Consider the following 17,441-nt stretch of genomic DNA (forward strand, 5'->3'; position numbering starts at 1 on the left):
CCCGACGGGAGGGGCGTTCACGCGGCTCCGAACGCCGTGAACGCCCACCCCGTCGCCTGATGCAGCGCGTCGCCCGGCAGCGCCGCCCGGGCGTCGCGCAGCGCCTCCGCCAGCGACGCGCCCGAACTCAGCGCCTTGTGCAGGGCCAGCATCAGCGCGACCACCGCCTCGTCGTTCACCGGCGCGCTGCTCGCCACCACGCCCGCCGTGCCGAGCGGCAGCAACGCCGTGACGAGGCCGAGGAGTTCGTCGGCGCCGACGGAGGCGAGACGGGCCGTGTCGCAGCTGGAGAGGATGATCCGGTAGGGGCTGCGGGCGAGACGTTCGAAGTCGTGGACGATCAGCGGGCCGTCGGCCATGCGCAGGGACGAGAACAGCGGGCTGTCCGCCCGGAAGGTGCCGTGCGCGGCGATGTGGGCGAGGGCGGCCCCGTCCAGTTCCTCCAGGACGCGGGGCACGCGCGCGTCCGCCTGCTCCAGCACCGTCGGCCTGCCGTACCGGCCCGCGACCTCCGGCACCTCCGCCCCGCCGGTCGCGAGCCCCGGGCCGCGCACCAGCACCTGCCGTCCGCCCGGCGGCGGCTCGGTCTCCCGGGCCCGCAGCCAGCTGCTCGCCGACGGCGACACACTGAGCACCCGCTCGCGCAGCGCGGGCAGCAGGGCCCAGGGGACGCGGTGCAGCCGCGCCGGCGGCACGATCACCACCGCACCGGAGCCGACATGGTCCGCGGCCTCGCCCAGCAGCAGCTCCTCCAGCCGCCGGCCCATCGCCTCCACCACCGCGAGCCGGTCCTCCGCCCCGGGGTGGGCGAGCCGCCGCAGCCCGGCCTGGACGTGCTCGGCCTCCCGCTCCGCCTCGGCCAGCAGCCCGCCCGCGAACCGCCGTACCCGCCCGCCGCCGCACAGCAGCACCTGCACCCGCCCGTCCAGGACGGCGAGTTCGACCAGCCGCCCGTCGCCGAGCCGCTCCAGCAGCCGGCCGACCTCGAAGCGGTCGCCGCCCCCGGGCGCCTCCCCGCGGATGTGCAGGGTCCGGGAACGGATCTCCCGCTCCAGACGGCGCTGCTCCCGCTCCAGGGTGGGCACCGGCCGGCCGTCCATCCGCGCGGTCTCCGCGCGGGCGGCGATCTCCCGGAACGCCGTCAGTCCGCTCAGCAGCGCCGGGTCGGCCGGCGGGCGGGTGGGCGGCGCCGTGAGGACCGTGGCCCGCCAGCGTTCGCTCCACAGGAGCAACTGCCGGGGCCCGCCCCGCTCCAGGGTCACCTGCTGGGCGAGCGCGGCGAGTTCGGCGCCCTGCGCGGTGGCCCGGGCGCGCAGCTCCGAGGCGCCCAGCGTCGTACGGTGGTCGTCCAGCACGTCCAGCCCGCGCCGGCAGGCCTCCAGCACGCCCCGCCCGGACCCCGTCGCCCGCGCCCACAGCGCCTGCGCCGCCCAGCCCGTCATCCGGGCCAGCGGCGGCCCGCTGCGCCGGCTGCGCGCGGCCACCGCCAGATAGCGTTCGGCGTCGACCGTCCAGTCCAGGTCCAGCGCGATCCGCCCCGCGAGCAGCCACGCCTCCGGGGCGGCGGGCGCACCGAACGCGGACAGCCGCTCCGCCACCCGGACCGCCTCCGCCACCAGCCGCCCCGACCCGCGCCCGGTGGCGACCCGCGCCTCGATCAGCACCAGCTGGGCGTGCGCCTCCCACCACGTGCGCCGCTGCCCGGCGAAGAGCCGCACGGCCAGCGCGGCCCGCGCGATCGCCGTCCCCGGGTCGCCCGCCAGCCGCGCGGCCTTCGCCGCGGCCAGCAGCAGCTCCGCCTTGCGCGTGGACTGACCGCCGATGCCGTCCAGGACCGCGATCGCCGTGTCCGCCTCGGCCAGGGCCTCGGGCGCGAGACCGGCGGCCATCAGGACCTCGCAGCGCCGGATGTTCAGCATGAACGTGGGCGTGCCGAGCTTGGCGTACCGCTCCTCGGCCTCGTCCAGCAGGCGCAGCGCCGCCGGGACGTCCCCCGACCGGAACGCGGCCAGACCCCGGCTCTCCACCGCGTCGGCCTTGTCGTGTTCCTGGCCCGTGGTGTCCCACAGCGCCTCGGCGGCCGTGAAGTCCGCGTCGGCCTGCCGTATCGCCCCGAGGGCCAGGTGGACGGTGGCGCGCAGGGTCAGGGCGCGCGCCGTCCAGATGACGTCGTCCGCCTGCCGCAGCACGGGGATCGCCCGCCGCACGTCCTCCAGGGCCTCACGATGATGGCCGAGCACCCACCAGGCGTAGGCCCGCCGGTACAGCACACGCGCGCGTGTGTGCCCCGTCCCGCGGTCCACCCCCCGCTCGAACGCGGCGAGCCCCTGCCGGGTGCGGCCCGCGTGCACCAGCGCCACCCCGAGCGTGGCCAGGACGTCCGCCTCGCGCTCGGCGGAGTCCGCGCGCGCCGCCAGTTCGCGGGCGCGCCGCAGATGGTCCAGGGCGAGGCGCATGTCGCCCCAGTCCCGCTGCCAGATCCCGATCACCTGGTGGGCGACGGAGGCGTGCAACGGTGTGGGATCGGTGTCGAGCACTCCCTCCGCCCGCGCCAACGCGTCGTTGGGGGCGGCGAACACCATCGGCAGCAGTTCGAGAACCGTGTCGTTTCCCGCTGTCACCCCACGGATGGTAGTGGTCCGGTTGCATGTCACACAGGGGTGGAGGGGTATCAGGCCGTATCAATTGGACGTCACGTCAACCGGATCCGTGCGCCGCGGGGCGCACGCCGAGGGCGTGCGGCGGAACCGCACCACCCGGCTCCGCCGTCGCACCACCTGTATCAAACGACGGCCCGGCGGCTCTGACTGACGACCACTGGGCTCAGGGGAGGACACGCCATGGCACCACAGCGATTCCACGAGCAGTTCGACCAGATCCAACGCGCGCTGCCCGGCGTCCCCCTGGCGATGGGGCCGGACGACTCCGCCGAGTTCATCTACGAGAAGGGCGTCGTCCTCGCCCGCGACGGCGAGGAGGCCCAGGTCGTCGAGGACGCCGTCCGCACCCACTTCACCGCGGCGCCCGACCTCACCCCCGACCATGTGCGCCGGGCCGGCCCGCAGGCCAACCGCTCGGGCATCACCCGCATCCAGGTCGCCGACCCCGGCCAGGGCGCACCCGGCGCCGACCGCGCCGTCGCCGGCGCCCTGCGCGCCCTGCGGGGAGCCGAGGACCGCGCGGGCCGCCGGCTCGTCAGCCGCAACCACGTGGTGTCCATCGCCGTCAACGCCTGTCCCGGCGACGAGCCGGTCCCCGCCTCCCAACCGCCCAACCCGGCCGCGGCGCCGGCGCCGTACGACCCCGACGGCGCCGTGGGCGTCCTCGTCATCGACACCGGTCTCATGCACGACCACCGCTCCTACCAACTGCTCGCCCACACCCAGGGCGACCCGCAGATCAGGGAGACGGACGAGGACGGCGTCCTCCAGCAGTACGTCGGGCACGGCACGTTCATCGCCGGACTCGTCGCCGCCGTCGCCCCCAACACCGACGTCACCGTGCGCGGCACCCTCAACGACGCGGGCGCGATCCTCGAGGACGACTTCGGCGACAGGCTCTTCGAGGCCGTCGAACAGGGCGGCTGGCCCGACATCATCAGCCTCTCCGCCGGCACCTCCAACGGCCGCGTCGACGGCCTGCTCGGCGTCTCGGCCTTCATGGAGGAACTGCGCGGCCGGCGCACCCTGTTGGTCGCCGCCGCCGGCAACAACGCCAGTGCCACACCCTTCTGGCCCGCCGCCTACGCCGCCCAGCCCGAGTACGCCGACGCGGTCCTGTCGGTCGGCGCCCTGCGCGGCGACGGCGAGTTCGGCGCCTGCTTCAGCAACCACGGCCCCTGGGTCCGGGTCTACGCCCCCGGCGAGCGCCTCGTGAGCGCCCTCACGGGCTTCGACACCCCCGTGCCGTACGTCTACCAGCACTCCACGTACGACGACTGCCGCTACGGCTTCACCTACCCCTGCACCTGCCAGTCGCCGCGCCACACCGGTGTGCTGAGCGAGCAGCGGGCGGCCACCGCGGGCAAGCCGGACCAGGTGATGTTCGAGGGCCTCGCCTCGTGGAGCGGGACGTCCTTCGCGACGCCCGTCGTGGCCGGCCTGGTCGCCGCCCACATGACGGCCCACCAGGAGACCGACCCGCGCGCCGCCGCCCGTCAACTCCTCGCCGTCAACACCGAGTTCGCCGAGGTGCGCGGATTCCACGTGCCGGCGCTGCGCCCGCCGACCTGGAGTCCCGTGCCGGTCGAACAGCTCGCGCCCTCGGTGTGAGGGCGTCATGAGGTCCGAAGCCGCACCCGCCACGGCGTACGATGACATGCCGTACACGAGGGGTGGGACCGTGGACCGTAGTGAAGTCGGCGCGCTCGTCCAGTCGGCCGTCGACGGTGACACGGCGGCCTGGAAGGCGCTGGTGGAAGGGCTGAGCCCGCTGGTGTGGTCCGTCGTGCGCGCGCACCGGCTCTCCGAGGCCGACGGGCACGAGGTGTACCAGACCGTGTGGTTCCGCTTCGCCCAGCACCTCGGGCGGATCCGCGAACCGGACAAGGCGGGTTCCTGGCTGGCGAGCACCGCGCGCAACGAGTGCCTGAAAGTGATCAAGAGCCTGCGCCGGCTGACCCCGACGGACGATCCCCAGCTGCTCGACCGCGTCAGCGAGGACCGTACGCCGGAGCAGTCGGTGCTGGACTCGGAGGAGGCGGCCGCGCAGAGCGAGCGCGTCCGCCACCTCTGGCAGGAGTTCGAGGCGCTCGGTGAGCGCTGCCGGCAGTTGCTGCGGGTGCTGATCTCCTCGCCGCCGCCCAGTTACCAGGAGGTGTCGGCCGCACTGGGCATCGCCGTGGGCAGCATCGGACCGATGCGCCAGCGATGTCTGCGCCGGCTGCGCGCCCGACTCGACGCACGGGGAGCACTGTGACCAGCAGGGACGACATGGACGACAACGACGGCGCCTTGGACGACAGCGCCTTCGACGACGAGGAGTTCGACCACGGCAGCCTGGAGGAGGAACTGCGCGAAGCCGCCGCCATCCTCGACCCGGTGCCCGCCGAGCTGCGGCAGATCGCCGTCGAGGCCTACGCGCTGCACGACCTCGACGCCCGGATCGCCGAGCTGACCTTCGACTCGCTGGTCGACGCCATCCCGGTCAGGGGAGCCGTGGACGTGCCGCGGATGCTCACCTTCCACTCCGGCGGGCTGACCGTCGACGTCGAGGTGACCACGCACGGACTGATGGGCCAGCTGCTGCCGCCCCAGCCGGCCTCCATCGAGGTCCTCGACGGACCCCGGGCCGGCGCGGCGCTCTCCGCCGACGACATGGGCCGCTTCACCAGCGACGCACCGCCCGCCGGCCCCTTCGCGCTGCGCCTGCGGGCCGGCGGGGAGGTGGTCGTCACGGAGTGGCTGCGCGCCTGAGCCGCTCCTCTCCCCGGCGTCAGCCGGAGACGGCGTCGACGAGGTCCGCCAGCGCCGAGGCGAGCCGGTGCAGCCCCGCCCCGGCGGGGCCACCCGGCTCCGACATGTACGTGTCCCGCCGGATCTCCACCATGAGGGCGGACACCCGAGGCTCGGTCCCGTAGAACTCCAGGGGGACGTACGTCCCGGCGAAGGGACTGTCCAGTCTCGTCTCCCCGACCTCCGCGAACGCCTTTTGCGCGGCCGCGAGCAGCTCGGGCGGCGTGTGGAAGGAGTCGGTGCCCAGGCAGACGGGCGGTCGCGGTCCCTCGCCGTGCAGCTCGTAGGGCAGCCGCTCGGTCGGATAGGAATGCACGTCGATGATCACGGCCCGTCCGGCGACGGCCAGCCGGTCCGCGACGGCGTCCGTCATCGCTCGCGCGTACGGCCGGAAGTACCGCTCGACCAACGGCTCGGGATCGACGTCCTCGGGGCGCAGCACCTCCCGGTGCGTGGTCCGTGTGTACACGGCGCCCATCCCGACGGCCCGCATCTCCTCCCGCTCGTCGGGGAACCGCTCCGGATCGACGACCAGCCGGGACAGCCGGTTGACGAACCGCCACGGCGTCGCCGTGGCCAGGCCCGCCGCCTCCGCCGCGATCTCCGCGGTGTGCGCGTCGGTGATGTGGTCCAGCTCCCGCTCCAGCGCCACGTCGTCCAGCACGATGCCCGCGCGCACATCCGCCGGTATCTCCCGCGCCGAGTGCGGTACGTGCAGGATCACCGGGGAGCCGGGGGCTCCGGGCAGGGACGTGAACGGCGGCGCGGCAGGGGTCATCGGACTGCTCCCGGGGCGTGGTCAGTGGCGTCGTACATGATCAAGTCGCCCTACCGGCCCACCGGGAAGGCAGGGGCGTCGGCATGACCGCGGGCAACGGTCAGGTGGCGCTTGCCCGCGTCTCTCGAAGGCGGCCGCAGACACCTCCGCCCCGGCCGGGCGGTGCGCCGGCCGGGGCGGAAGCTCGGAAAGGGCGGGCGTCAGCTCAGCGCGGCCAGCGCCTCGTTCCAGGTGGCCGACGGGCGCATGACCGCCGCGGCCTTGGCCGGGTCGGGCTGGTAGTAGCCGCCGATGTCGGCCGGCTTGCCCTGGACGGCGCCCAGCTCGTCGACGATCTTCTGCTCGTTCGCGGTGAGCGTCTCGGCGAACGGGGCGAAGGCCTTCGCCAGGTCCGCGTCGTCGGTCTGCGCGGCCAGCTCCTGCGCCCAGTACAGGGACAGGTAGAAGTGGCTGCCGCGGTTGTCGATGCCGCCGACGCGACGGGTCGGGGACTTGTCCTCGTTGAGGAAGGTCGCCGTGGCGCGGTCGAGGGTGTCGGCGAGGACCTTGGCGCGGGCGTTGCCCGTGGCCTCGGCGTACTGCTCGAGGGACGGCACCAGGGCGAAGAACTCGCCCAGCGAGTCCCAGCGCAGGTAGTTCTCCTTGACCAGCTGCTGGACGTGCTTCGGGGCGGAGCCGCCGGCGCCCGTCTCGAACAGGCCGCCGCCCGCCATCAGCGGGACGACCGACAGCATCTTGGCGCTGGTGCCCAGCTCCAGGATCGGGAACAGGTCGGTCAGGTAGTCACGCAGCACGTTGCCGGTGACGGAGATCGTGTTCTCGCCGCGGCGGATGCGCTCCACCGACAGCTTGGTGGCCTCGACCGGGGCGAGGATGCGGATGTCCAGGCCCTCGGTGTCGTGCTCCGGCAGGTACGCGTTGACCTTGGCGATCAGGTTGGCGTCGTGCGCGCGGGTCTCGTCCAGCCAGAACACCGCCGGGTCGCCCGTGGCGCGGGCGCGGGTGACGGCCAGCTTCACCCAGTCCTTGATCGGGGCGTCCTTGGTCTGGCAGGCGCGGAAGATGTCACCGGCGGAGACGGTCTGCTCGATGACCGCGTCGCCGTTGCCGTCGACCAGGCGCACGGTGCCCGTGGTCGGGATCTCGAACGTCTTGTCGTGGCTGCCGTACTCCTCGGCCTTCTGCGCCATCAGGCCGACGTTCGGGACCGAGCCCATGGTGGCCGGGTCGTAGGCGCCGTGGGCGCGGCAGTCGTCGATCACGGCCTGGTAGACGCCGGCGTAGCTGGAGTCCGGCAGGACCGCGAGGGTGTCGGCCTCCTGGCCGTCCGGGCCCCACATGTGGCCGGAGGTGCGGATCATGGCGGGCATGGAGGCGTCGACGATGACGTCCGAGGGGACGTGCAGGTTGGTGATGCCCTTGTCGGAGTCGACCATCGCCAGCTCCGGGCCCTCGGCGAGCTCGGCGTCGAAGGAGGCCTTGATCTCGGCGCCCTCCGGCAGGGACTCCAGGCCCTTGTAGATGCCGCCCAGGCCGTCGTTCGGGGTCAGGCCGGCCGCGGCGAGCTTGTCGCCGTACTGCGCGAACGTCTTCGGGAAGAAGGCGCGCACCACGTGACCGAAGACGATCGGGTCGGAGACCTTCATCATCGTGGCCTTCAGGTGCACGGAGAACAGGACGCCCTCGGCCTTGGCCCTGGCGACCTGCGCGGTCAGGAACTCGCGCAGCGCGGCCACCCGCATCACGGAGGCGTCGACGACCTCACCGGCGAGGACCGGTACGGACTCGCGCAGCACGGTGGTGGAGCCGTCGTCGCCCTTGAGCTCGATGCGGAGGGTGCCGTCCTCGGGGATCACCACCGACTTCTCGGTGGAGCGGAAGTCGTCCACGCCCATGGTGGCCACGTTGGTCTTCGACTCGGGGCTCCAGGCGCCCATGCGGTGCGGGTGGGTCTTCGCGTAGTTCTTGACCGAGGCCGGGGCACGGCGGTCGGAGTTGCCCTCACGCAGGACCGGGTTCACGGCGGAACCCTTGACCTTGTCGTAGCGGGCGCGGATCTCGCGCTCCTCGTCGGTCTTCGGCTCGTCCGGGTAGTCCGGCAGCGCGTAGCCCTGGCCCTGCAGCTCGGCGATCGCGGCCTTCAGCTGCGGGATCGACGCCGAGATGTTCGGCAGCTTGATGATGTTGGCCTCGGGCGTCTTGGCCAGCTCGCCGAGCTCGGTCAGGGCGTCCGGGATGCGCTGGTCCTCGGCCAGGTACTCCGGGAACACGGCGATGAGGCGCCCGGCCAGCGAGATGTCCCGCGTCTCCACGGCGACACCGGCCTGCGAGGCGTACGCCTGGACCACCGGCAGGAAGGAATACGTCGCCAGGGCCGGGGCCTCGTCAGTGTGCGTATAGATGATGGTCGAGTCAGTCACCGGGTGCTCCGCTCCACGTCTGCAACATTGCTCGACATCAAGATATCTCGTGCCCGACCTCGACTCGACAGCGGATCGCACAGACGTGCAGCACATGTGCGGAAGCACCGGCTCCGGGCGGCGGGACGGTCCCGGGCCGGTCCGCTCCCGCGGTCATGGAGGGCGATCGCCCACCGATCCGGCGGCCGGCCCGACCGGCCGGCCGCCCGAGCGAGAGCCACCCGCCGGTTTCCTGCGGGAGCGGCTCCAGGGCGCCACCACGCCGCGGGCAGTGATCTCCGTCAGGAGGAGATCAGGAGGAGGGGAGACCGTGCGAGGTCAGGGCGTCACGTCCGTGGCCTCCCGTTGCTGCGGAATCACCACCGCCCCCTGCTGCAGCGACACGGTGCGGGCGGGCGCCGGGATGCGGATGCCCTCCTCGCGGTAGCGGCGGTGCAGGCGTTTGATGAACTCGTGCTTGATCCGGTACTGGTCGCTGAACTCGCCCACCCCCAGGATCACGGTGAAGTTGATGCGGGAGTCGGCGAAGGTGTGGAAGCGCACCGCCGGCTCGTGGTCCGGTACCGCGCCGGTGATCTCGGTCATCACCTCGGCGACGACGTCCGTCGTGACCCGCTCCACGTGCTCCAGGTCGCTGTCGTAGGAGACACCCACCTGCACCAGGATCGTCAACTGCTGCTCGGGACGCATGTAGTTGGTCATGTTCGTCTTGGCGAGCTGCCCGTTGGGGATGACGACCAGGTTGTTGGAGAGGTTGCGGACGGTCGTCTGACGCCAGTTGATGTCCTCGACATAGCCCTCCTCGCCGCTGCTCAGCTTGATGTAGTCGCCGGGCTGGACGGTCTTGGAGGCCAGGATGTGGATGCCGGCGAAGAGGTTCGCGAGGGTGTCCTGCAGGGCGAGCGCGACGGCCAGACCGCCGACGCCGAGGGCGGTGAGCATCGGCGCTATCGAGATGCCGAGACTCTGCAACGCCACCAGGAAACCGATGGCCAGGACCAGCACCCGGGTGATGTTGACGAAGATCGTGGCGGATCCGGCGACGCCGGAGCGGGAGTGGGTGACCGTCTGCACCAGCTCGGCGACCACCCGGGCCGCCGACAGCGTCGCCGCGAAGATCAGCAGTACCGTCAGGCTCTGGTTGGCGGTGTGCTGCACCGCCCGGGTCAGCGGCAGCAGCGCGGCCGCGGCCGCCGCTCCGCCCACGATCGCCGCCCACGGCACCACCGTGCGCAGCGCGTCCACGATGACGTCGTCGCCGCTCCAGCGGGTGCGCTTGGCGTGTTTGGCCAGCCAGCGCAGCAGCGTCCGCGACAGGAAGGCCAGCAGCAGGCCCGTCACCAGGGCGATGCCGGCGAGGACGCCGTCGTCCAGGGTCAGCGCGCGGTTCACCGGTCACCTCCGGGAAGACGTTCCGCGGCGTGGGGGGCCGCCGACGGCCGGATGTGAAGTCTCGTCACGTTGTCACCTGCTCGTTTCCGGGAAGTGCGGTCGCGCGGCCCGTCCGTGGGGGACGGAGGGCGCAACCGCTCATCCTGCCGTATCCGAAACGGCAGTTCGTACCCCGCGGTCCGCCTGCGGGCCACCTTCGGCCAGGCGACGGGGGGTTCAGCCGGGCACGCCCGCCCGGTCCAGCAGCGCGGTCATCTCGGCGGCCGGGAGTGAGGGGTTGGCGGCCGCAGAGCTGCCCGCCTCCGGGTCGTCGAGCAGTTCCAGCAGCCGGGGCAGCGGCAGTCGCGGGTCGCGGGCGGCCGCCGACCGCACGTTCGCCGACTCGTCCCGGCTCAGCCGTTCGACGAGTTCGGGTGTCGCCGCGGGGTCCCGCAGGGCCAGGGCACGCTCCCGTGGATCCCCGGCGTCGGCACACCGCTGCGCGAGCCCGGCGGAAGGGAACTGCGGCCTCGCGGTCAACATGCCGACGGCCCGGTGCGCGCCGTGCAGATACAGGTCCAGCAGCAGCTCCGGCGGCGCCTTCGGATGCCGCTCGGCGAGCAGCAGTCGTACGGCGAAGTCCTCGTCGCCGGCGAGGAGTTCGACACAGTCGTCCGGCAGGCCGGGGCACACCGCGGCGCTGCGGCGCAGCCAGGTGTGCGCCGACGTCGCACACCGGCGCAGCACCTCCTCGTCCGCACGGGCCCGCCACACCCACAGCAGGGTGTCCAGCCGGTCCTGCGGGCCCACCGTCCAGTCGATCGCCGCCCGTTCCTCCTCGGTGAGTTCGGGGCGGGCGGACACCGCGAGACGCACGGCGGGGTCCTCGTGACCGGCCAGCGGGGCCGCGAGGTCGGCGGGGAAGGCGGGGTTGCCCACGAGCCGTGCGAGGTGCGTGCCGTCGCCGTCCGCCAGCAGGCGTTCGGCGAGGGAGCGCGCCAGCCTGCCGTACGCGACGACCTCCGGGAACCACACGTGCTCCGCGCGCGTCTCGACGAGCCACGCGGTGCGTTCCTCGTCGTGCTCCATGACCTGGAGCGCCGCGTACGTCCGCACCTTCGGGTCCGAGTCGTCGAGGAGCGCCTCGCGTACCTCCGGCGTCAGCTCACCCCACACGCGGCGGCAGGCCGCCTCCCGGAACCGCGGGTCCTCATGGGTGGCGAGCGGCAGCAGGACGTGGTCGGGCACCGAGGGCGAAGCGGCCGTCTCGTACCGGACGTTGACGTTGTCGTGGCTCAGCAGCCGCTCGTACGCCCGGTCGGGGAGCGGCGGGGCCGTCGCACGGAACGGCGTCGGGCCGACGGCGACCAGGATCGCGTCCGACTCGGGGCCGTCCAGGAGGCGGGCCCGCAGCTCCGGATCGGCGCCCGCGCTGTCCGCGAGCGCGGCGCGCACCCGCCGGTTCGGGTGGGTGAGCAGGGCGTGGGCCACCTCCTCGGGCAGCGAGGAGCGCCAGGTGAGCCGGGCCACGGTGAGCCAGTCGTACTCCATGTTCAGCAGCCGCAGCAGCACCTCGGCCGGTGCCGCCGCGTTGGACGCCAGCCCGGTCACCGCGTCATGTGCAGTCATCAGTCCCCCTCCATCGTTCCCCGGCGCCCACTGTGCCCTACGGGGCGCCGGGGAACCATCACGTGGCTGTCGAGGGGCCGGTCAGATCACCTTCAGCCGCACCAGCGCGCCCAGCGTCAGCGCCCCCGGCAGCAGCGGCAGCCACACCGTGATGATGCGGTAGGCGAGGACCACGGCCGTGGCGAGCGCCACCGGGCCGCCCGCCGCCACCAGCGCCACGATGAGCGCCGCCTCCACCGAGCCGATCCCGCCCGGCGTGGGCACGAGGGCGACCGCCACCGTGGCCGCCAGATACGCCACCGCCATGTGCGCCGGCGGCACCGGAAGCCCCAGGGCCTGCCCGACCGCGGCGAGCCCGGCCGCCTGCAGCGCCGGGAAGGCGAGGGAACCGCCCCACAGGGCCAGCGCCCGGGCCGGACGGGTGTGCACCGAGCGTGCCTCGCCGAGCGCGGTGCGCAGGAAGGAGCACACCGCCGACCGCAGCCGTCGTACGAGGAGCAGCGCGGCCGCCGTCAGCAGCGCGGCCCCGCCGAGCACGGCCAGGAGCGGGCCGAGGGCCCCCTCGGGCAGGAGGGCGCCGAGCCGCAGCGCGCCGGGGAAGGCGAGGAGCAGCGCGGTCAGCAGGCCCACGCGGGCGACGCCCTCCGCCAGCAGGTACAGCGCGAGGGCAGCCGAGGAGCGGGCCAGGGGCACCCCGCACACGGCCATGAACCGCAGGTTGACCGCGCTCGCGCCGAGACCCGTCGGCAGCAGGTGGTTGGCGGCGCCCGCCGCGAACTGGGTGGCCAGCAGCCGCAGCCGGGGCAGCCGTTCCACCACCGCGCCCTGCCGTGTGACGGCCGCCGCGACCCAGGTCAGACAGGTCGCGCCGGCCGCGGCCAGCAGCCACGGCCACCGGGCCGAGCGCAGATGGCCGAAGCCCTCGGCGAGGACCGACCAGTGCCGCACCGCGACGATCCCGACGAGGAGGAGCGGGAGCAGACACAGCACCTGGCGGACCGGGAGACGCCCGCGGGACCGGTCCTGCCGGGGGGACCGGTCCTGGGGAAGAGGACCTTGGGGAAGAGGTCCTTGGGGAAGGTGAACCGCGCTCACACCCGGAGAGGGTTTCCGCGCCACGTCAACGAAGGGTGGCCGCAGTGTGGACGGCGGCGGGGGAGGAGACATCGTCATGTTGACCTCAACAATGCTTGAGGAATTACGGTCCTTCTCATGAGCATGGAGACCACCGCCTGGACGCAGCTGTACAGCGTCATGAACGCGCGGCACGAACGCCGCCCCTTCGACCGTGCGACCCTGCGCCGCATCGGCGCGTTCGCCCGCCCGCACCGCCGCCGCATCGCCCTGTTCCTGCTGCTCGGGGTGGTGACCGCGCTGCTCGCCGTCGCCACGCCCGTCCTCGCGGGGCGGGTCGTCGACGCGATCGTGTCGCACGGCGACGCCGGCACCGTCGTCCGGCTGGCGCTGCTGATCGCGCTCATCGCCGTGCTGGAGGCGGCGCTCGGCATCCTGGGCAGGAGACTCTCGGCGACGCTGGGGGAGGGGCTCATCCTCGATCTGCGCACGGCTGTGTTCGATCATGTGCAGCGGATGCCGGTCGCGTTCTTCACACGTACTCGTACGGGAGCGCTGGTCTCCCGGCTCAACAACGACGTGATCGGAGCCCAGCGGGCCTTCAGCAACACGCTGTCCGGAGTGGTCAGCAACCTGGTGACGCTGGTGGTCGCCCTCGCCGTGATGCTCACCCTGTCCTGGCAGGTCACCCTGCTCGCGCTGCTCCTGCTGCCGGTGTTCGTGCTGCCCGCCCGCCGGATGGGCCGGCGGATGGCCGGCATGCAGCGGGAGGCGGCCGCGCTCAACGCGGCGATGGGCACCCGCATGACCGAGCGCTTCTCCGCGCCCGGCGCCACCCTCGTCAAGCTCTTCGGCCGCCCCGAGCAGGAGTCGGCGGAGTTCGCGGCCCGCGCCGCGCTGGTCCGGGACATCGGTGTCCGCACGGCGACGGCCCAGTCCGTGTTCATCACCTCCCTCACCCTCGTCTCCGCCTTGGCGCTCGCCCTCGTCTACGGCCTCGGCGGCCGGCTCGCCCTGAACGGCACCCTGGACCCCGGCGCCGTCGTCGCCCTCGCCCTGCTCCTCACCCGCCTGTACGCCCCGCTCACCGCCCTCGCCGGGGCCCGGGTCGAGGTGATGAGCGCCCTGGTCAGCTTCGAGCGCGTCTTCGAGGTGCTCGACCTGAAGCCGCTCATCGAGGAGTCGCCGGACGCCCGTGAGGTGCCCGAGGGCCCCGTCTCCGTCGAGTTCGAGGACGTCCGCTTCGGCTACCCGTCCGCCGACAAGGTCTCCCTCGCCTCCCTGGAGGAGGTCGCCACCCTCGACACCCGCGGCGGCGCCGAGGTCCTGCACGGCGTCTCCTTCCGCGCCGAACCCGGACAGACCGTCGCCCTCGTCGGCTCCTCCGGCGCCGGCAAGTCCACGGTCGCCCAGCTCCTGCCGCGCCTCTACGACGTCGACGAGGGCGCCGTCCGTATCGGCGGGACCGACGTCCGTGACCTGAGCGCGCGGTCCCTGCGGGAGACGCTCGGCATGGTCACCCAGGACGGCCACCTCTTCCACGACACCGTCCGCGCCAACCTCCTCCTCGCCTCCCCCGAGGCCGACGAGGACGCGCTGTGGGACGCCCTGCGCCGGGCCCGCCTGGAGGACCTGGTCCGCTCCCTGCCCGACGGTCTCGACACGGTCGTCGGCGAGCGCGGCTACCGCCTCTCCGGCGGCGAACGGCAGCGCATGACCATCGCCCGGCTGCTGCTGGCCCGCCAGCGGGTCGTCATCCTCGACGAGGCCACCGCCCACCTCGACAACACCTCCGAGGCGGCCGTCCAGGAGGCACTCACCGAGGCCCTGACGGGCCGCACCGCGATCGTCATCGCCCACCGTCTGTCCACCGTGCGCTCCGCCGACCTGATCCTCGTCGTCGAGGCCGGCCGGATCGTGGAACGCGGCACCCACGAGGAACTGCTGGCGGCGGACGGGCGGTACGCCGAGCTGTACCGGACACAGTTCGCACAGCCGGAGACGGTGGCCGACCTGGCGGTGTGAGCGGGGAGGCCGCGGTGGTGGCGTGAGGGGGAAGGCGCGGCGGTCGGTGGCCCTCGGCCGGCGGTCGCGCCGGGCGCGGCACGTGTGCCGCCTGTGCTGCACATCCCTCCTGAACGGGCCCACCGCCTGTGCCGCGCATCCCTCCTGGACGGGCCCACCGCCGTGGTCCACCGCGAACCGCGCGGCGAGAGCGGCGAGTTGCCGCGCCGTCTCGCCCGCACCCGCCACCCGGGTGTTCGCCGCGCCGCAACCACCGGCGAACCGGGTGCTGCTGGGCGCGGGCGAGACGGCAACGGCGGCACCGCGGTCCCGGGCGCGTGACACGCCGCCGGATGGTCCATCCGGCGGCCCGTGAACATTCCGGTCATATGGTACGGAATATGAAGAAATGCCATATCGCGTACCTCGCGTGCACCGCGGCGGTCGTCGCAGCAGGACTGGGAGCCGCCCCGCCGGTTCCCAGCCACAAGACCCATGTGGTCCACCCGGGGCAGTCGATCCAGAAGGCGGTGGACGCCGCCAAGCCGGGCGACACCGTTCTCGTGACCGCCGGCACCTACCGCGAGAGCGTCACGGTGACCAAGCCGGGGCTCACCCTGCGCGGCGTGGGCCTCAGCACGGTGATCGAGCCGAGCGCCAAGAAACCGTCGAACACCAAGCAGCCTTCTGGCACCAAGAAGCCGTCGAACACCAAGAAGCCGGCCGACGCCAAGAAGCCGGCGGACAAGAAGGGGGCCGGCTCCGAGAAGGCCGCCGTCAGCTGTGCCGAGGCCGGCAACGGCATCTGCGTGGAGGGCACGAAGAACCGTCGCCTCAAGGACGTCACCATCGCCTCCCTGAAGGTGACCGGGTTCGCCAAGTCGGGAGTGTCCGCCGTGTCGACCGACCGGCTGACCGTACGGAACGTGGTCGCGTCGAAGAACGGGGTGTGGGGCATCGCCCAGGAGCGCTCGGTGCGCGGCGTGTTCCGGTGGAACACCGCCCGGCAGAACGGCGACGCGGGTTTGTTCCTCGCCAACACGATCACGGCCGAGGAAGGCGCCCAGGACTCCAGGGGCGCGGTGGTCGACCACAACCGGCTGGAGGACAACCGGATCGGCCTCACGGTCCGCCGTCTGCGCAACCTCACCGTCGAGCGCAACCACGTCACCGGCAACTGCGCGGGCGTGTTCGTCGTCGGCGACGAGAACAAGCCCAAGGCCGGCGACCTGACCGTGCGTGACAACCGCATCGAGCGGAACAACAAGTCCTGCCCGAAGACCGCGCGCCTGCCCTTCCTGCAGGGCTCCGGCATCGTGCTCACCGGCGCCGAGGACACCCTGGTCACGCGCAACACGATCAGGAACAACGTCGGCACCTCGCCGCTGTCGGGCGGCATCGTCCTGTTCAAGAGCATGGTCGGCGCCACCAGCGAGCGGAACCACATCAGCGGCAACACGCTGCGGGGCAACTCCCCGGCGGACCTCGTCAACACGGACACCGGCAAGGGCAACACCTTCGAGGGCAACACCTGCCGCTCGTCCAAGCCCGCCGGACTGTGCTGACCGGCCGGCGCCGGCCGGCGACGACGACCGTCGACCGTACCCCCGTTGAACGTTGACCCGAGAAGAAAGGAAGGCGGCGCATGACGACCGCACAGACCGCCCCACCACCGTCCATGCGGCTGAGGGAGCTCGTGTTCGGCGCGGCGTGCGCCGCCGCTCTCCGCGCGGCCGCCCGGCTGGGAGTCGCCGACGCCCTCGGCGACAGCCCCATGACCGTGCCGGACCTGGCCGCGGCGGTGAAGACCGAACCCCAGCCGCTCAGACGGCTGTTGCGGGCCCTGTCCTGCTACGGCGTGTTCGCCGAGCAGCCGGACGGGACCTTCGCGCACACCGACATGTCCCGGCTGCTGCGCGAGGACGACCCGCACAGTCTGCGCTACATCACCCTGTGGTGCACCGAGCCGTGGACCTGGGACGCGTGGCCGCACCTGGACGAGGCGGTCCGCACCCACCACAACGTCGTCGAGGACCTGTACGGCAAGGAGTTCTTCACCTACCTCAACGAGGACGCCCCCGAGTCGGCCGAGGTCTTCAACCGGGCCATGACGACCTCCAGCAGACAGTCCGCGCAGGACGTCGCCGACTTCCTCGACCTGTCCGGGAGTTCGTCGGTCGCCGACATCGGCGGCGGCCAGGGACATGTGGTGGCGAGCCTGCTGGAGAAGTACCCCTCCCTCCACGGCACCCTGCTCGACCTGCCACGCGTGGTCGAGAACGCCGACCCGCGCCTGCGTGCGGGCGGCGCGCTCGCCGACCGGATGCGCATCGTGCCCGGCGACTGCCGCGTGGCCATCCCCTTCCAGGCCGATGTGTACGTCATCAAGAACATCCTGGAGTGGGACGACGACAGCACCGCCCGGACCCTGCGCAACGTCATCGAGGCGGGCGGACCCGGCACCCGGGTCGTCGTCATCGAGAACCTCGTCGACGACACGCCCTCGATGCGCTTCAGCACCGCCATGGACCTGCTGCTGCTCCTCAACGTCGGCGGGGCCAAGCACACCACCGACAGCATGGTCGGCCGGCTCACCGACGCCGGTCTGGTCGTCGACGACATCCGTCCGGTCAACCCCTACCTGCACGCGTTCGACTGCCACGTGCCCGGCTGACCACCCCTTCGGCCACCGGCACACCACCGGTCGCCGGG

Annotated in this window: 12 protein-coding genes; 6 read left to right on the forward strand and 6 right to left on the reverse strand. The window is 72.9% G+C overall.

The window, feature by feature from the left end; genetic code table 11:
- Window positions 1-17: 17 nt before the first annotated feature.
- On the reverse strand, window positions 18-2,582 hold the full coding sequence (locus tag ACPT94_RS36135; RefSeq protein WP_425247800.1) for a CHAT domain-containing protein: 2,565 nt from the start codon (window positions 2,580-2,582) through the stop codon (window positions 18-20).
- 258 nt (window positions 2,583-2,840) lie between these two features.
- On the opposite strand from ACPT94_RS36135, the gene ACPT94_RS36140 reads away from it, so the two are divergent.
- From ACPT94_RS36140 to ACPT94_RS36150, 3 genes are read left to right on the forward strand one after another with little or no spacing between them, the layout of a single operon-like run.
- A complete protein-coding gene (locus tag ACPT94_RS36140) occupies window positions 2,841-4,271 on the forward strand; it encodes a S8/S53 family peptidase (RefSeq protein WP_425247791.1) in 1,431 nt (476 codons plus the stop codon).
- Between the two features lie 46 nt (window positions 4,272-4,317).
- The gene (locus tag ACPT94_RS36145; RefSeq protein ID WP_360346504.1) at window positions 4,318-4,917 is read left to right on the forward strand and encodes an RNA polymerase sigma factor; all 600 of its coding nucleotides are present in this window, start codon (window positions 4,318-4,320) and stop codon (window positions 4,915-4,917) included.
- Between the two features lie 14 nt (window positions 4,918-4,931).
- Window positions 4,932-5,414 carry a hypothetical protein gene (locus ACPT94_RS36150; protein WP_425247801.1) on the forward strand — a complete coding sequence of 161 codons (483 nt, stop codon included), beginning with the start codon at window positions 4,932-4,934 and terminating at the stop codon, window positions 5,412-5,414.
- A gap of 19 nt (window positions 5,415-5,433) precedes the next feature.
- Here ACPT94_RS36150 and ACPT94_RS36155 read toward each other — a convergent pair whose 3' ends face one another.
- From ACPT94_RS36155 to ACPT94_RS36175, 5 genes are all read right to left on the reverse strand, one after another.
- Entirely contained in the window at window positions 5,434-6,231 is a 798-nt protein-coding gene (locus tag ACPT94_RS36155; protein WP_425247792.1) for an N-formylglutamate amidohydrolase, read from the reverse strand.
- 200 nt (window positions 6,232-6,431) lie between these two features.
- Complete coding sequence (locus tag ACPT94_RS36160) at window positions 6,432-8,651, reverse strand: NADP-dependent isocitrate dehydrogenase (protein ID WP_360346500.1); 2,220 nt, start codon at window positions 8,649-8,651, stop codon at window positions 6,432-6,434.
- Window positions 8,652-8,969: 318 nt separating this feature from the next.
- Window positions 8,970-10,043, reverse strand: a complete 1,074-nt coding sequence (locus ACPT94_RS36165; RefSeq protein WP_425247793.1) for a mechanosensitive ion channel family protein — start codon at window positions 10,041-10,043, stop codon at window positions 8,970-8,972.
- Between the two features lie 216 nt (window positions 10,044-10,259).
- Window positions 10,260-11,651 (reverse strand): hypothetical protein, encoded by a 1,392-nt coding sequence (locus ACPT94_RS36170; protein ID WP_425247794.1) that lies wholly within the window; start codon window positions 11,649-11,651, stop codon window positions 10,260-10,262.
- Between the two features lie 81 nt (window positions 11,652-11,732).
- The gene (locus ACPT94_RS36175; RefSeq protein ID WP_425247795.1) at window positions 11,733-12,746 is read right to left on the reverse strand and encodes a lysylphosphatidylglycerol synthase transmembrane domain-containing protein; all 1,014 of its coding nucleotides are present in this window, start codon (window positions 12,744-12,746) and stop codon (window positions 11,733-11,735) included.
- Between the two features lie 123 nt (window positions 12,747-12,869).
- On the opposite strand from ACPT94_RS36175, the gene ACPT94_RS36180 reads away from it, so the two are divergent.
- From ACPT94_RS36180 to ACPT94_RS36190, 3 genes are all read left to right on the forward strand, one after another.
- Window positions 12,870-14,750, forward strand: a complete 1,881-nt coding sequence (locus ACPT94_RS36180) for an ABC transporter ATP-binding protein (protein ID WP_360346616.1) — start codon at window positions 12,870-12,872, stop codon at window positions 14,748-14,750.
- A 380-nt stretch (window positions 14,751-15,130) separates the two neighbouring features.
- Window positions 15,131-16,294: a right-handed parallel beta-helix repeat-containing protein gene (locus ACPT94_RS36185; RefSeq protein WP_360346492.1), complete on the forward strand. Its 1,164-nt coding sequence runs from the start codon at window positions 15,131-15,133 to the stop codon at window positions 16,292-16,294.
- A gap of 80 nt (window positions 16,295-16,374) precedes the next feature.
- On the forward strand, window positions 16,375-17,403 hold the full coding sequence (locus ACPT94_RS36190) for a methyltransferase (protein ID WP_425247796.1): 1,029 nt from the start codon (window positions 16,375-16,377) through the stop codon (window positions 17,401-17,403).
- The last annotated feature ends 38 nt before the right edge of the window (window positions 17,404-17,441 follow it).

Source organism: Streptomyces aurantiaciflavus, assembly GCF_049808595.1.
Taxonomy (GTDB): Bacteria; Actinomycetota; Actinomycetes; order Streptomycetales; family Streptomycetaceae; genus Streptomyces.

What these genes read in the sequence shown, in the direction of transcription:
- ACPT94_RS36155 (WP_425247792.1), bottom strand. Translation starts at nt 6,231, where the DNA reads ATGACCCCTGCCGCGCCGCCGTTCACGTCCCTGCCCGGAGCCCCCGGC.
- ACPT94_RS36135 (WP_425247800.1), bottom strand. Translation starts at nt 2,582, where the DNA reads ATGGTGTTCGCCGCCCCCAACGACGCGTTGGCGCGGGCGGAGGGAGTG.
- ACPT94_RS36180 (WP_360346616.1), top strand. Translation starts at nt 12,870, where the DNA reads ATGGAGACCACCGCCTGGACGCAGCTGTACAGCGTCATGAACGCGCGG.
- ACPT94_RS36150 (WP_425247801.1), top strand. Translation starts at nt 4,932, where the DNA reads ATGGACGACAACGACGGCGCCTTGGACGACAGCGCCTTCGACGACGAG.
- ACPT94_RS36170 (WP_425247794.1), bottom strand. Translation starts at nt 11,651, where the DNA reads ATGACTGCACATGACGCGGTGACCGGGCTGGCGTCCAACGCGGCGGCA.
- ACPT94_RS36140 (WP_425247791.1), top strand. Translation starts at nt 2,841, where the DNA reads ATGGCACCACAGCGATTCCACGAGCAGTTCGACCAGATCCAACGCGCG.
- ACPT94_RS36190 (WP_425247796.1), top strand. Translation starts at nt 16,375, where the DNA reads ATGACGACCGCACAGACCGCCCCACCACCGTCCATGCGGCTGAGGGAG.
- ACPT94_RS36185 (WP_360346492.1), top strand. Translation starts at nt 15,131, where the DNA reads ATGAAGAAATGCCATATCGCGTACCTCGCGTGCACCGCGGCGGTCGTC.
- ACPT94_RS36145 (WP_360346504.1), top strand. Translation starts at nt 4,318, where the DNA reads ATGCCGTACACGAGGGGTGGGACCGTGGACCGTAGTGAAGTCGGCGCG.